The sequence below is a fragment of the Shewanella sp. 10N.286.51.B8 genome, assembly GCF_041469325.1.
Classification (GTDB): Bacteria; Pseudomonadota; Gammaproteobacteria; order Enterobacterales; family Shewanellaceae; genus Shewanella.
In genome coordinates, this window is record NZ_JBFRKG010000016.1 from 23941 (window position 1) to 39772 (window position 15832).

Here is a 15832-nt window from a genome sequence, read left to right on the forward strand (position 1 = left end):
TATGAAATTTAATACATTATTTAAAAATTTAATCATTGCAGCGCCATTGATGGCAATCAATATTAATGATGACATGCAGTTAAAGTTTATTGAATACGCAAATGCTGATATTGAGCGAATTGAAATTGTAGGTCGCAAAATGGCTGATTTTAGTGGTGGTATTGGATTGGCATTTTCTGGAGGAACTGGTTACAGTCCCTCTGGCGGTGGAGAAGGTGGCGGAGGTGGTCGCTCAAATGATTCATCTGATGATGACGAGGGTGAAGGTGATGGTAAAGGTGAATGTGGCGATTCTGAGGGCAACCCAATCATTATAGCAACAGGGAACAAAATTCAACCTGAGCTAGATTACCTATCTACAACGACATTTCCACTTGCTATTGAAAAAAACTATAACCACTTTGCGCGACGTACAGGTGTGTTTGGCAAAATGTGGTTAAGTAGCTTTGATTATCAATTGTTATACACTGACTTAAAAACCTGTGAGTTAGACAGGGAAGGTGTGCCGACCCTAGGTTGTAATGAATGGTTCCCCGCTGAACCTAACTCTAATGATATTATAACAGTGTTAAAGCCAGATGGCGGTAAACGGGTATTTGAGCCAAGCGGCACTAATAACGTTTGGTATGATAATGATTTCGGTGATGCCGCAAAAATCGTGTACAGCAATAACAAATTCACATTTTATGAAGTAAATGGTGTTGTTGAGGTTTATGATGCTAATGGTAAAATCCTTAGTCGCACCAATTCGCGAGGCGATAAACACACTTATTCATACTCTAATGGTAACCTTAACTCTGTTACTGCTTCTACAGGCGAAAGCTTAACCCTGACATATACTAGTGGGCGCGTTCAATCCATTACTGATGGCGAAGGAAATATTTATCGTTACGAATACACTAACGGCAAACTCTCTAAGCAAACCATGCCTGATAATAGTTACAAGGAGTTCTTTTATACGGATACGACTTGGACTGATGCACTGACACAAATCAAAGTTAACGGTCAGGTATATGCAACATTTACTTATGACCCGACAACAGGTAAAGCGACTTCAAGTGCGCATGGCACCTCGGCCAATCTAGAAAAATATACATTTGCTTATCAAACTAATCAGACAGTGGTAACCAATCCATTGGGTTTAGACACCACATACACGTATGAGACTGTTAACAATAAAAAGCGTGTTAAAACGGTTAGTAGTGAAGCAGGCGATTTTTGTGAAGCGGCCAATTCAGATTATATCTATGATACTTTAGGGCTCAAAGATAAGGTGACAGATTGGGAAGGCAATGTTACCGATTATGATTACGATACGTCAGGGCGTTTAGCGTCAGAAACCCAGGGGTACGGTAGTTCCGATGCAAGGACTGTTACCTACATTTGGCATCCAACCTATCAACATTTAGTAGAGAAAATCACCTACCCACAGTATTCGATTGAATATGAATATGATGACAAACAAAATATTACCAAAGTCACCCAGACTGATTTAGCTACAGGTAAGCAGCGAATTACGAATACAGACTACACCTATTACGCTGATGGTAAAGTGCAAACAATGACCGTCGATGGGCCTAGACTTGATGTAAGTGATATCACTATTTCTCACTATAGTACGAATGGTTTGTTGACTAGTGTTGAATATGCCAATGGAAGTGAGCATAAGTTTAATATCTATGATGGTAATGCCAACTTGCTCAATGAAACCTTACCCAATGGCCTGGATGTTACCTATACCTATAATGCTAACAATCAATTAGAGACTGTTAAAAATGGCTCTCGCCCTACAGCGACTTATACTTACAATGCATTGGGTCAAGTAGATAAAACGACTCTGCCTGATGGTTCATATACAGATAATGAATTCGATGATGGTTATCGCATTGATTATTTAGAGGACAATACAGGGAATAAAACGCACTTTACTTACAATAACATGAGCCAAGTGGAGTCAATGGCGTTCAAAGTTGGCTCAACCATGCATTTTCAATCAAATGTCTATTATGATGAACTCGGTCGAGTTCGACTCAAACAAGGCCAGAATGGCCAACAAGATACCATTACTTATTATAAAGACGGTAATATCAAAACCATTACAGATGCATTGGGTAATGAACGTTCTTTCACTTATGATGCGTTAGGGCGCCTTAAAACCAGTACCGATGCGGAGTTAGCCGTAACATCCTATACCTATAATAGCCAAGGTAAAATTGCGACTGTCACAGACGATAACGGTAATAAAACCATTTATACTTACAACGGATTTGGTGACCTAACTAAGCTCAACAGTCCTGATACGGGGATTACTGACTTTGAATATGATGAAGCGAGTAATTTGATTAAAAAGACCGATGCTAATGGCAACGTCTCCCGCTATCGTTATGATGACATGAACCGCATCACCATGATGGTGTCGGGCTACCAGATGCAAGGGTTCAGTTATGATGAGGACAAAGATGCTGATAGTAATAAAAATTACAATGCCAACGCCTTAACCCAAGTCGCTACCAATGGTGAATGCACCAACTTCAATTACAATGCCTATGGAGAGTTATCTTCCAAAACCAGCGATATTTTAAATCAAACCTATATCGTCAGTTACACGCCTGATAGCTTTGGTCGTATAAAAGATATTACTTACCCTAGTGGCAACAAGGTGACTTATGCCTATAACAACATAGGCAAAATTAATAAGGTAACAGCGACTATTGGTGGCCAAACTAAGAATGTGTTAACAAGCATTACTTACAAACCTTTCGGTCCCGCTTCAAACTGGACATACGGCAATGGCTTAGCGCAAGTTGACACCTATGATACTGATTATCGCTTAGATTTAAGATATATCTCAGGTAAACAAAAGTTAGATTATACCTTTGAATCAAACACTAATAATATTGAAAGTATCATCAATACATACAACAGTGCTTATTCGCAGACCTTTGGTTATGATGATACTTATCGATTAACATCAGTATCGAGCAGTGCAGATAATCAATCTTGGTCATATGATGGTGTGGGTAACCGTGAGACGAATACGGATAATGGAGTAAATTATACCTATGCCCTCAATTTAGGCTCTAATCAGCTTAATAAAGTGACGAAATCGGGTAGCACACGTGCCTTCACAACGGATGATAATGGTAACATTACTCAAGATACTGGGCGTGGAAATCTATACTCCTACAACAGTTCGAATCAGTTAACGTCGAGTCTTAACAACGGGCTCAAAACAGTTTACGGTTATAACTACTCGAATCTAAGAGCCTATAAACAATCTACAGCAGGCACTTCACGCTATATATATGATGCTTCAGGTTTGCTATTAGCTGAGCCTAATGCTAATAAAGAATACATCTACGTTAATGGCACGCCAGTGGCTTATGTGTTGAATAATGTGCTTTATTATGTGCATACAGACCATTTGTCTCGCCCGGAGCTTGTAACAAACAGTAGTGGTTCTGTTGTTTGGAAAGCAAACCTCAAAGCATTTGATAGGACAGTCAATAGCACTAGCATTGGCGCATTCAACATCGGCTTCCCTGGTCAATATTATGACAGTGAATCGGGCCTGTGGTACAACTGGAATCGTTACTATGATGCACAACTTGGCAGATATATTCAGAGTGACCCGATTGGGCTAGCCGGAGGGATTAATACCTATGCTTATGTTGGGGGGAATCCTGTAAGTAATTTCGATCCTTATGGATTATGGTGTATAGGCTCGACAGCCACCGCTGCAATCGCAGGTGGTCTAGGTGGTGCTGCAACAGGGGCACTATTAGGTGCTAATCCTGTGTCAATCGCAGGAGGTGCTGTAGTTGGCGCAGGAGCCGCGGCGATAGGTGCAAACTTTAATAGTGTTAACGCTGGAGCAGGGATTGGACTCATTGCTGGGGGAATTAGTGGAGGAAAGTATGGAGCCATTACTGGTGGATTGACTGGTATAGGTGCTTCATCATCAGGTAGTAATGCTATGGGGGGGTTCTTCGGTGGCCTTGCTGGGGGGCTCTTTATTCAATCCGGTAATGTTGCTGGAAATATGGTAAAAGGGGGATGGGCTGGTATGGTTGGCGGGCTTGTTCAAGATGCTGTTTATGAAGGTTTAATGGAGGCACAAGACTGTGACGAAACGTGCAGTAAATAAAGTTACGTCATCGATAGCTTTGATCGCTATTACTTTATTTTTTGTTTACTTAAGTGGTTGGATAGTAAACTATTTTGAAGAGCAGAATAAACAACTTCCAGAATGGCTATATTATGCTTTTATGGTGGCTTATGTTTTAATTATAAGTGTATTTTACGACAAGTTTATCAAAGCCTTCAGTAAAAGTGACTATCAAAAGAAACCAAACCGAGATCCAAAAAAGTAAAGGGTTTCATTGAATCCGAAGTCCCGCTAGTCGGGGCTTGTATTCGAATCTGCAAGAAATTGTTCAAACCAGCAATGCAGGCTTTTCTTTTGCCTCAAATTCATCCATAAAAATGTTCTGCTGTTAATGCCCTTTGGTTTGGTGCCAAGGTTGCTAATGAGGTGTTAGTGATGACGAATGTAATTGTCTAGGCAAAGACACATATCTTTGTATGCCGTTGATTTATGTTGTTTCCATATTTTTATTGGGAACAATATAATGAAAACCTTTATAATCCGCAGCAGTGGCAAGTCTCATTCTTGCACTGCTACAAAGCGGGTTAAATATCAGCACCTATTGCCGTAAACAAAAATTATCGACATCGAGCTTTTATGTTCACAAAAAACGCTTGGCATTAACTGTTCTGCAGAATTAAATCAGAACATTTTTCTTAAGGATTTTGTACATATTAAATTGGTGATAGATCACCGTTAGCATTCTGGGCCTTTCTAAGTTGTGATCACGCATAAACGCTGCCACATCATTTTTCATGTTCTATAAAATTGTACAAGCATGATGATTTAGACTTGTTAATAAGAAATTTACCATACCTTAGCTAATCCTTGTTTTCCTAATTTAGTAAAATCACTGACAAACTTTTGTCCAAAAACGAGTTACTAAGGTACTTTTACCTTACCATCATTACTCAGGATACTTTGGCAAAGTGATGGTTTCACGCATTGAGGCCATCGCCTTACCAAGCCTACAGAAAAGAAATTTGATATAGCAGTCATTTTAAATTTGATACTATTTTGTAAAGGATAACTGGTGTTAATTTATATGAATTTCAGCTAACAAAGCACTAAGTTTACAAATCTTACTCTTTTCGTAAAGTAAAATTTGGAAGATAAAGCGTTGTAAACCACGGCCTGCGGTCAATTGCACTCACTCACCCACTGAGTTGAATTTATTTTTGGTAAATATAATATGAGTACAAAGATAAGGTTTACCCAGAAGATTAATCATTTAATGTTATCTTTTTAGTACTTTTTATTAGAGCATCTCTACGAACCATTGCCTTCCAATTGGCAATGGTTAAACTGTTAAATACCATCCTGTAAATACAATCCCGCGCCCAAATCAGTTAATACTTTTGTATTAATAAAATGTTAATACTGTGATCTATTTTGCTATCATTATAAACTAATGATACTTGCAGCTATCCGTCATAACCTTTACAGCTAATTCATCTAAATACTCAATGCGTAGCAAGAATTATTTGTGGTTTAAAGCACAACATTTAGAAAAGGACATTTCGTGACACAGAAAGACACAGCTTGGGTTGAATACGCTAAAGCAATAGGCATTATGTTAGTGGTGTATGGACATGTAGCCCGTGGCATTTATCATTCGGGCATAGACTTACCCGTTCCTTTTTACAAACTTGCTGATAGCCTAGTTTATAGTTTTCACATGCCGCTTTTTTTCTTTTTATCAGGGTTATTCTTTGTTACATCATTACAAAAAAGAGGACCGAAAAAATTAGTTTTCAGTAAAATTGATACTATCTTTTACCCCTACTTATTGTGGTCAATGTTACAAGGTTCATTAGAAGTACTTTTACCTAGCTACACCAATGGAAGTCCCACTTTTACTGACGTCCTTTCACTGTTGTGGGCCCCTAGAGCACATTTTTGGTTCTTATATGCTTTATTGTTAATCTTTGCATTATCGACGCTAGCATATCGTTTATTACCACAACGCTTCAGCGCTGTATTTGGCATTTTCAGCATTATAATGTACTTAACTAGCTCGATGATTTCAGATGATAAAATAATCAATTATATTACTGAAAACACAGCTTTTTTCGCTCTAGGAATTATTTTTTTACTGCATATAAAAACGCAGTGGCTTGATAGCAAATTAGCCCTTGTCGGATTATTTTTGGCTTTCATATTAGGGCAATGGATATTTCACGGTTATCTGTCATTAGAATATCGTGATAGAGGTATACAGTCTTTGTTACTGGCTATAATTTCAATTGGTTTTATCGTTTCTTTATCTATTCATCTGGCAAAATTTAACCTAAGTTTTTTTGCTTATTTAGGTCGCTGTTCAATGGCAATATATCTAATGCATGTTGTTGCGGGCGGAGCCGCTAGAGCACTACTAAGTCAACTAGGCATACACTCTTTTATCGAACAGCTTGTTATCGGTTTTATCTTTGCCCTGTTAGCACCGCTGGCTGTTTTAGTGCTGATTAATAAACTAAAAATACCTTATATGTTTTCAGCACCATTGTGTTCTTGCTTAGCTAACATATTTGCTAAAGCTGCAAAATTTACCCATAAAAAGAAGCAAACAGGTACTTAGTTTGACCAAGTCAAATTTAAGGCACAAAAAAACCGCTATAAGCGGTTTTTTGTGAATATTTTCAGCAAGTTTTAAAACATTGATACAAAAAATGCGCTGAAACATACTGCGATTACTACTGAGGTACCAAGAGCCATTTTTAGTTCTGTTGTCATTATCTTGTCTCCAAATGAATATAAGTTAATTTTAGCTTTTAATAATTATTTTCCTATTGTTTAACAACAAAACTGTGAACTAAAACGTAAATTTTAACCTGAAATCAATTTTATATCTCAGATGAAAATTTGTTATGCTTGAACAGTTACTTACATACATTCAATTATAGAGAATATTATGTCACAACTTCTTCATACCATGATCCGTGTCGGCAACCTTGACCGTAGCATTGAGTTTTATACCCAAGTTATGGGGATGAAATTATTACGAAAATCAGAAAACAAGCAATATCAATATACCCTCGCCTTTGTCGGTTATGGGGATGAGTCAACTGGACAAGCTGTAGTTGAATTAACTTATAACTGGGGTACTGAGAGCTACGATTTGGGTACAGGTTTTGGGCATTTAGCTATTGGCGAAGAAGACATATACGCCCGCTGTGAAGCCATTGCAGCTGCTGGCGCCAATATCACTCGCGCACCAGGCCCTGTTGCAGGTGGAAGCACCGAAATTGCCTTTGTAGAAGACCCAGATGGTTACAAAATAGAACTCATCCAAATGAAGTCAGCGACTCAGGGCTTAGGTTAAAAATCAGCAAAAAATTAGCTTAATGGTTAGAATAACTATCTAACTAAGATTGTCACTTGGTGACAATACAAAAAAGCCAGCGTTAGCTGGCTTTTTATTGGATTCATATAAGTTTTAATTGCTTAGAACTTAAATGATACACCTGCGTAGATTTGACGACCAATGGTGTCATACACTTCAGGAACTGTACCTGCATCGTTTTCACTTGGGATCATCAGTGGCTCTTCATCGGTTAAGTTTTTCACACCAATGTTAGCTGAGACTGCGTCGCTGAAGAAATACGTTGCCGAAACATTGTGGTAAAGAATTGAATCAATCGGAGCATCCGTGTTGATGTCATTCATTTCGCCAATATAACGGTTCGAATACATTACACTCCAATCACCTTGTCTAGCACTTATGTTGAAGTTGTTTTTGTATTCAGCGTAACCACCGAACATACCACCAATTGTACCAGTGTAATTTTGGCCATCTTGCTCAAACTTAATCAAGTGAGTCAGATCGTTATTGATTTTCCAATCCAAACCAAATGCTTCAAAGCTGTATGCTAAGTTAAAATCAATACCTGATGTATCTTGATAACCAACGTTCGTTAGTGGGTTACTTAGGTCAGATAAATCACCATTAGCGCCAATATTAAAAGTTTCACAAGCACTTACATCACCAGCAAAACAGTTATTTAGACCTGCTTGAACGTCTAAACGAGAAATCGCGTTATCAATCTTAAATCTCCACCAGTCAAGTGTGATAGATAGACCATCAACATAGCTTGGTGAGTAAACTAAACCAGCAGTATAGGATTCTGACGACTCAGCATCTAAGTTTTCATCTGAGGTGTAGTTAACTAAAATTTGGTCATCTAACTCATTACCCCAAGGATCATCTAGGTAGTCGAATGAACCTGAGTTACCACCAAATAATTCGCTGACACTTGGCGCACGGAAACCAGTAGCAGCTACTGTACGAAGCATTAAATCATCGGTCGCCTCATAAGTTAAGCCCACTTTCCAAGTTGCAGCACTACCAAAAGTAGAGTAATCATCATAACGAAGTGCAAACTCACCAGTTAATTTTTCAGTGAAAGGAACACTGACTTCTTGGTAAACAGAGAATACATCAAAGCTGCCATCAGTTGGATCTTGCTGCGCTGCAGTACCTTCACCAGCAATAATTACTGGATCTGGATTGTAATAACCACTTTCATGACGGTACTCTACACCGATTGCGAAAGCCACTGCACCAGCATCTAAATCAAATGCTTCACCGCTGATCACACCAGCAATAACATGTTGATCGTTACCGCCATCAGTTTGCTCTGTGTAGCTAACGGCATCAATCATCTCTTGGCTCATAGGATCGCCACCAAACCATGCATCTTGATTCGCATTGATTGATTTTATCATGTTGCCTTGGTGAATTGAATTATGTACCCAAGTATCAGCTTTGTTACTGCCGTAGGTATAAGACACATCCCAGTCCATACCGGTATTAATATCTAAATAACCGGCTAGACCAGCAGATACACGTAGGGTATCTGTTTCTTGTTCATAAACACGATTACCAACATCATTCATACGTTTACGGTAGTTGATCATGCCGTCTTCATCAGCAGCAACGCCACCAGCAATCATTGCATCGTCTAATGTAATACAGTCATCTTGCTTAATATTGCCTTCACAAACTTTTAAATCTAAGTTAGCTGGTTGAGCTGCCATCATTTGATTAGATTTACGTTTAGTGTAGAGGATATCACCGCTTAAAATCATGTCATTTGAGAATTCGTGATTACCATTAGCAAAAAAACTGTAACGTTTATTTGGCGTTTGTAACCAGCTATCTTGGGTGAAATCGTATCCGTATTCACGATCGCCCCATTCGCCAGTCTCAGGGTTAATTTGTTTGCCACCTAAAGTGCCTTCAGGAATAAAAGAGCTATCACCCTTAGCAACCCAATCACGATCGCCCTGCATTACACCTTTACGCTCTGAGTAAGCTAAACCAAAAGTCACGTTACCTTTGCCGGTATCAAAACCATATAATGCACTTAGCTCTAGGTTCTCGCCATCACCTTTGTCAGTTGCACCGCCATTGATATCAAACTGGAAACCTTCAAAGTCTTTTTTAGTAATGATGTTAACAACACCAGCAATAGCATCTGAACCATATACTGCTGATGCGCCATCTTTTAAGATTTCAACACGAGCAATCATTGCAACTGGAATAGTGTTCAAATCGACTGCACTGTCTGCGCCAGATCCTGAGTTCACCATACGACGACCATTTAACAGTACTAATGTTCTGTTTGAACCCATACCACGTAAATCAACTTGCGCTACACCATCAGATCCGTTGTTGGTGGTCGCACCTGCAGCCATACCGGCCATAGCAGGTTGAGATTGTAGAATTTCATCTACAGAGTTATAACCTTCCGCTTTGATAGCACTGGCGTCAATCGTGGTGACAGGCGATGCTGTTTCCATATCTTGACGTTGAATACGGGAGCCCGTTACTGCAATTCTTTCTACGTTAGCAGATTCTTCTGCTGCGTAAGCACTTACCGAAACGGCTGAAGCAGCTGAAACTGACGCTAATAACGCGACGTTTACGCTGTTTGATAATTTAGATCTTTTAAGCATTTGTAGCTCCCTGGTGATATCTTTTCTTATTCTATGTACGCAATTAAATAAGTATTTAAATTTGCGTTGAACTAGATACTGTATAACCAGAGATATTTCGTCAAACCACTAACCTTTAACTTTTGACCGTTATCTTGTTAATAACTTACAAGTGCAAGTGTTAACACTAATAAGTGGCTATCGCGCTAAAATAGAATTTATTTTACTTAGCAGTGAATAACACTGCCAATAACCATCAAATAAAGTGTTATCATCTAGTGCAAAAATAACATTTTTAATACTTATCAAAACGAATATATGTGACAATGATCACACAATATTATTGAAGCTTGCGCCATATAAAATTTATTTAGTCAGTTTTTATTCAGTTTAAGATCTGTTTAGGATCTAAAACACTGTAACCCGCACCAGTACTGGGTCTTTATAGAATTATTAACTGTGGTTATTATTTAAACAAGTATATTTATAACAATGAAAGGTAATTTTATCTGTAGGATTGTTTGTATGGCTCAATTAAATAGCATTAGGTTTTAACAAGTACAACACAAGCAGGTGTTAGGTTATTACAATTTAACAATTGAGTATTATGCCATCCGGTATGTTTTATTTTTAATCATTTATAAATGTTACAATTCGTCGATAAGTTAATAATGAATATTTATTCAATACTGCACCATTATTTATAAGTAAAAAAAAAGGAAAGCCTTAGCTTTCCATTTTTTATTACAACAAACTAAACTGCTGGTTTTATGATATCAAAGTGCAGATATGCTCTATCTGTTGCAATTCGGCCACGTGGTGTTCTTTGTATAAAGCCTTGTTGGATTAAAAATGGCTCTAATACATCCTCAATGGTTTCTCTGTCCTCACCAATAGCTGCGGCAAGGTTATCTAAACCCACTGGCCCGCCCATGAACTTATCAATGATGGCTAATAATAATTTTCTGTCTAGATAATCAAAGCCTTCTAAATCAACATCAAGTAAATCCAGCGCTTTTTGTGCGACCTCTGCAGTTACAAAGCCATCATGCTTTACTTCAGCGTAATCGCGAACACGTCTTAACAAACGATTAGCGATACGAGGTGTTCCCCTTGAGCGTTTTGCAATTTCAAAGGCGCCCTGCTCATCGATGGGTAATTCCATGACTTTGGCTGAGCGAGTCACAATGGTACAAAGATCTTTTACGTTATAAAACTCAAGACGCAGTGGAATACCAAAACGGGCGCGCAAAGGCGACGTTAACGCCCCTGCTCGGGTGGTGGCGCCAATTAGAGTAAAGGGTGGTAAATCCAGTTTAATGGAACGTGCTGCAGGTCCTTCACCAATCATAATATCTAATTGATAATCTTCCATTGCAGGATAGAGAATTTCTTCCACTACTGGGCTTAAGCGGTGTATTTCATCGATAAATAGCACATCACCATGTTCAAGGTTTGTCAGTAGTGCAGCGAGATCGCCCGCTTTTTCAAGTACAGGTCCTGAAGTAGACTTAATATTTACACCCATTTCATTGGCAACAATCATCGCCAGCGTAGTTTTACCTAAACCTGGAGGGCCAAAAATCAACATATGATCTAAGGCCTCTTCACGTTTAAGCGCTGCCTCTATAAACACTTTAAGCTGGGCGCGAGTATCATCTTGACCTGTATAGTCTTCAAGCATTTTAGGGCGCATCGCCCTATCAATATGTACTTCTTGCTCAAATTCTTGTGGTTGTATTAAGCGATCTGCTTCTATCATTTATATCTCTTTAATTAAGCAATTAAATACCGGAGTTAAAGCATCGATTTTAGCGCGGCTTTAATTAATACTTCGCTGGTCATGCCGTCTGAATAAGCTGTTATAACCGCTTTACTCGCTTGCGCGGGTTTGTAGCCTAATGATACTAGTGCGGCAATAGCATCTTCTTCGGCATTGTTTTCAACCACTGCAGGTTGATAGTTAGTTTGCAATGCAAACTCACGCTCGGAGCCAACGGAAGCTTCGAGTAAACTTTTCAGTTTATCGCGCATTTCAATAACTAAGCGTTCTGCAGTTTTTTTACCGACACCGGGAAGTTTTACTAAGGTCACGATATCATCACGCTCAACACAATTAACAAACTCGCCAGCGGTCATACCTGACAAAATGGTAAGCGCCAGTTTAGGGCCGACACCATTGGTTTTTATTAATAAGCGAAATAACGCCCGCTCTTGCTTAGTAATAAAACCATAAAGTAATTGCGCATCCTCACGTACCACAAAGTGGGTGTATAGCATTGCGGTATGGTTTAATTCCGGTAACTCGTAAAAACTGGTCATTGGTACCTGTAACTCGTAACCAACGCCATTAACATCAAGTACAATTTCTGGGGCCTGTTTCTCAACCACCAATCCGCATAATCTTCCAATCATTTGTATCTTCCATATGTGCGGCTTTGAGCTTTTCCACCCAGCGCAATTAAACTTTGATAAGTGTGGTAGTGACAAATAGCAACGCCAAGTGCATCAGCAGCATCAGCTTGAGGCGCAGCAGGCAATTTAAAAATTTGCTGGATCATATGCTGAACTTGCGCTTTTTGCGCGCGCCCCGTCCCCACAACAGCACTTTTAATTTGGGTTGCACTGTATTCAGCAACCGGCAAATTAGCATTCATGGCCGCCACAATGGCGGCGCCGCGTGCTTGCCCAAGCTTTAGAGCCGAATCGGCATTTTTTGCCATAAAAACCCGTTCAATGGCAAATTGATCCGGCTGGTATTGCTTGATGATTTCTGTAATGCCATCAAAAACTTGTTTTAATCGAGTCGGCAAATCATCTGCTGAGGTTCGAATACAGCCACTGCCTAAATACAGTTGTTGTCTGCCTTGGCACTTGATGACGCCGTATCCGGTAATTCGTGAACCAGGATCAATGCCTAATATTGTTGTCACGGTTTTAAGGTTTCCTTAACCTAGACTTTCCATTACTTCGTCTGATATTTCAGCGTTATGATAAACCTCTTGAACATCATCATGATCTTCTAAATTATCGATCAAGCGCATAAATTTAGCTGCGGTATCAGCATCTAAATCGGCTTTAGTACCGGCAATCATGGTGACTTCGGCATTTACTGCTTCAAAACCAGCAGCATCTAGGGCATCTTTAACACTGCCAAATGCATCAGGCGTGGTGAGTACATCAAATGCACCATTATCATGGGAAACCACATCATCTGCACCCGCTTCTAAGGCAGCGTCCATCAGTAGATCTTCATCGACAGTATTTGGATATGAAATGACCCCAGATTTTGTAAACATATAAGCGACAGAACCATCGGTGCCTAGGTTACCACCTGACTTACTGAATGCATTGCGTACGCCAGAGACAGTTCGGTTTTTATTGTCGGTCATGGTTTCAACCATCACTGCGGTGCCACCTGGGCCGTACCCTTCATAAATAATGGTATCAAGCTGCTGACCATCAAGCTCGCCGGCACCACGTTTTACTGCGCGCTCTACCGTGTCTCGGGTCATATTATTTGATAAAGCTTTGTCTATTGCGGCGCGTAGACGCGGGTTAGCATCTGGATCTGATCCGCCTTCTCGTGCTGAAACGGTTAACTCACGAATAAATTTACTGAATAATTTGCCACGCTTGGCATCTTGGGCCGCTTTACGATGCTTAATATTGTCCCATTTACTGTGTCCAGCCATGGTAAGTCCTTTAAATTTCCGGTCTCAATACCTGTTAGATTACACACTTAGGTATTATAAAAACAGACCGAGGCATATGCCTCGGTTTGTTATTTTATCAATGTAGCCAAACTTTAGATTACTCTTCAGTAGCGGGCTTCTCTTGCGGAATAACATTGATACCTAATTCAACTAACTGCTGCGGGTTAGCAAAACCTGGGGCATTAGTTAACGGACATGCCGCAGTGGTTGTTTTAGGGAATGCCATTACATCACGTATTGAGCTTGCACCTGTCATTAACATGATAATGCGATCTAAACCAAAGGCTAAACCTGCATGAGGTGGTGTACCATAACGTAATGCTTCAAGTAAGAAGCCAAACTTCTCGTTGGCTTCTTCATCTGAAATACCTAAGATACGGAATACCGCGCTTTGCATCTCTGCATTATGAATACGCACTGAACCGCCGCCTAATTCACAGCCATTTAATACCATATCGTATGCATCTGAAATCGCAGCGGCTGGATCCGCTTCTAATTGCTCCGGGGTAACATCACATGCTGCGGTAAACGGATGGTGAACAGCGTGGAAACCACCATTAATTTTCTCAAACATTGGGAAGTCAACAACCCACAATGGACGCCATTCACCTTCAAGTAGGTCAAAATCTTCACCGGCTTTAAGACGTAGTGCTCCCATTGCTTCAGCAACAACATTGGCTTTATCAGCGCCAAATAACACGATGTCACCAGTTTGCGCACCTGTGCGACTGATAATTTCGTTAACGATTTCTTCGTTTAAGAATTTAAGTACTGGTGATTGAATACCTTCAATGCCAGCAGATAAGTCGTTAATCTTCATCCACGCTAGGCCTTTAGCACCATAGATGCCAGCGTACTTAGTGTAGTTGTCAATTTGTTTGCGAGACAAAGATGCGCCTGCTGGAATGCGTAATGCCGCAACACGACCTTCGACATCGTTAGCTGGACCACTGAATACTGCAAATTCTACGTCTTTAACCAAATCAGCGATGTCCACTAACTCTAGTGGGTTACGTAAATCAGGCTTGTCTGAACCAAAACGTGCCATGGCTTCTGCATATGGCATACGTGGAAATTCACCTAAATCGACATTTAATAAGTCGTTAAATAAACCACGAACCATTTCTTCAGTTTTCGCCATCACTTGATCTGACGACATGAAAGAAGTTTCGATATCTATTTGAGTAAATTCTGGTTGGCGATCTGCACGTAAATCTTCATCACGGAAACACTTTACGATCTGGTAATAACGGTCAAAACCAGACATCATTAACAATTGCTTAAACAACTGTGGTGACTGAGGTAAGGCAAAGAATTGACCTTTATAGGTCCGGCTTGGAACTAGATAATCACGAGCGCCTTCTGGTGTAGCTTTGGTTAAGATTGGCGTTTCAATATCTAAAAAACCGCTGTCATCAAGGAAACGACGCACAGCACTAGTCACTTTAGAGCGAAATACGATTCTGTCAGCCATTTCTGGGCGACGTAAATCTAAGTAGCGGTATTTTAAACGCTGCTCTTCACTATTGTTTTGGTAGTTATCCATGCTTAGTGGTAACGGCGCAGAAGCATTGATAATAACTAAGTCTTTACCTAATACTTCAATTTCACCGGTTTTCATTTGTGCATTAATTTGGCTTTCTGGTCTTGCACGCACCACGCCTTTTACTTGTACACAAAATTCACCACGTAAACTACTGGCAACCTTGAAAACATCTTCTAAATCCGGATCATAAACAACTTGTACAATCCCTTCTCTGTCACGAAGATCTAAAAAAATCACGCCACCTAAATCACGGCTACGGTTTACCCAACCTACTAAGGTGACTTCTTGACCAAGATGAGACTTATTGACGTCTCCACAATATTGACTGCGCATTTAACTCTACCCTTAATTCGGTAATAGGTTCTAAAAAATAATTCTGTTAAACATTAGATAAATAATGCTAGCAACTATAGTACTTAAACAACGTCAATGACGTGATAAATAAATCCGAACATTATTTTACTACAAGCTTTGAAATAGTTTACT

11 protein-coding genes are annotated in these 15832 nt (G+C 39.7%); 5 read left to right on the forward strand and 6 right to left on the reverse strand.

Annotated features, from left to right (window positions below):
* Position 1 precedes the first annotated feature (1 nt).
* The 5 genes from AB4160_RS07125 (at position 2) to gloA (ending at position 7469) form a co-directional block, all read left to right on the forward strand.
* Positions 2-4147: an RHS repeat-associated core domain-containing protein gene (locus tag AB4160_RS07125; RefSeq protein WP_372001616.1), complete on the forward strand. Its 4146-nt coding sequence runs from the start codon at positions 2-4 to the stop codon at positions 4145-4147.
* Complete coding sequence (locus AB4160_RS07130; RefSeq protein WP_303414877.1) at positions 4125-4373, forward strand: hypothetical protein; 249 nt, start codon at positions 4125-4127, stop codon at positions 4371-4373. Before AB4160_RS07125 ends, AB4160_RS07130 begins: the two co-directional genes overlap by 23 nt.
* Positions 4374-4656: 283 nt before the next feature.
* Positions 4657-4788 carry an IS66 family insertion sequence element accessory protein TnpA gene (gene tnpA / locus AB4160_RS19515; protein WP_408019742.1) on the forward strand — a complete coding sequence of 44 codons (132 nt, stop codon included), beginning with the start codon at positions 4657-4659 and terminating at the stop codon, positions 4786-4788.
* 881 nt (positions 4789-5669) lie between these two features.
* The gene (locus tag AB4160_RS07135) at positions 5670-6725 is read left to right on the forward strand and encodes an acyltransferase family protein (protein WP_372004063.1); all 1056 of its coding nucleotides are present in this window, start codon (positions 5670-5672) and stop codon (positions 6723-6725) included.
* A gap of 333 nt (positions 6726-7058) precedes the next feature.
* Positions 7059-7469, forward strand: a complete 411-nt coding sequence (gene gloA / locus AB4160_RS07140; RefSeq protein ID WP_102437219.1) for a lactoylglutathione lyase — start codon at positions 7059-7061, stop codon at positions 7467-7469.
* Positions 7470-7591: 122 nt separating this feature from the next.
* Here gloA and AB4160_RS07145 read toward each other — a convergent pair whose 3' ends face one another.
* The 6 genes from AB4160_RS07145 to aspS all read right to left on the reverse strand — a co-directional run bounded on the left by AB4160_RS07145 (position 7592) and on the right by aspS (position 15679).
* Positions 7592-10105, reverse strand: coding sequence for a TonB-dependent siderophore receptor (locus tag AB4160_RS07145; protein ID WP_102437217.1), 2514 nt, complete (start codon positions 10103-10105; stop codon positions 7592-7594).
* 733 nt (positions 10106-10838) lie between these two features.
* Positions 10839-11846 (reverse strand): Holliday junction branch migration DNA helicase RuvB, encoded by a 1008-nt coding sequence (gene ruvB, locus AB4160_RS07150; protein ID WP_076536398.1) that lies wholly within the window; start codon positions 11844-11846, stop codon positions 10839-10841.
* Positions 11847-11881: 35 nt separating this feature from the next.
* Positions 11882-12499 carry a Holliday junction branch migration protein RuvA gene (ruvA, locus tag AB4160_RS07155; protein WP_102437215.1) on the reverse strand — a complete coding sequence of 206 codons (618 nt, stop codon included), beginning with the start codon at positions 12497-12499 and terminating at the stop codon, positions 11882-11884.
* Complete coding sequence (gene ruvC / locus AB4160_RS07160; protein ID WP_102475520.1) at positions 12496-13017, reverse strand: crossover junction endodeoxyribonuclease RuvC; 522 nt, start codon at positions 13015-13017, stop codon at positions 12496-12498. Before ruvC ends, ruvA begins: the two co-directional genes overlap by 4 nt.
* Before the next feature lie 15 nt (positions 13018-13032).
* Positions 13033-13779, reverse strand: coding sequence for a YebC/PmpR family DNA-binding transcriptional regulator (locus AB4160_RS07165; RefSeq protein WP_102437211.1), 747 nt, complete (start codon positions 13777-13779; stop codon positions 13033-13035).
* A gap of 118 nt (positions 13780-13897) precedes the next feature.
* Positions 13898-15679: an aspartate--tRNA ligase gene (gene aspS / locus AB4160_RS07170; protein WP_102475518.1), complete on the reverse strand. Its 1782-nt coding sequence runs from the start codon at positions 15677-15679 to the stop codon at positions 13898-13900.
* Positions 15680-15832 lie beyond the last annotated feature (153 nt).

What these genes read in the sequence shown, in the direction of transcription:
- AB4160_RS07125 (WP_372001616.1), top strand. Translation starts at nt 2, where the DNA reads ATGAAATTTAATACATTATTTAAAAATTTAATCATTGCAGCGCCATTG.
- gloA (WP_102437219.1), top strand. Translation starts at nt 7,059, where the DNA reads ATGTCACAACTTCTTCATACCATGATCCGTGTCGGCAACCTTGACCGT.
- AB4160_RS07145 (WP_102437217.1), bottom strand. Translation starts at nt 10,105, where the DNA reads ATGCTTAAAAGATCTAAATTATCAAACAGCGTAAACGTCGCGTTATTA.
- ruvB (WP_076536398.1), bottom strand. Translation starts at nt 11,846, where the DNA reads ATGATAGAAGCAGATCGCTTAATACAACCACAAGAATTTGAGCAAGAA.
- ruvA (WP_102437215.1), bottom strand. Translation starts at nt 12,499, where the DNA reads ATGATTGGAAGATTATGCGGATTGGTGGTTGAGAAACAGGCCCCAGAA.
- AB4160_RS07165 (WP_102437211.1), bottom strand. Translation starts at nt 13,779, where the DNA reads ATGGCTGGACACAGTAAATGGGACAATATTAAGCATCGTAAAGCGGCC.
- aspS (WP_102475518.1), bottom strand. Translation starts at nt 15,679, where the DNA reads ATGCGCAGTCAATATTGTGGAGACGTCAATAAGTCTCATCTTGGTCAA.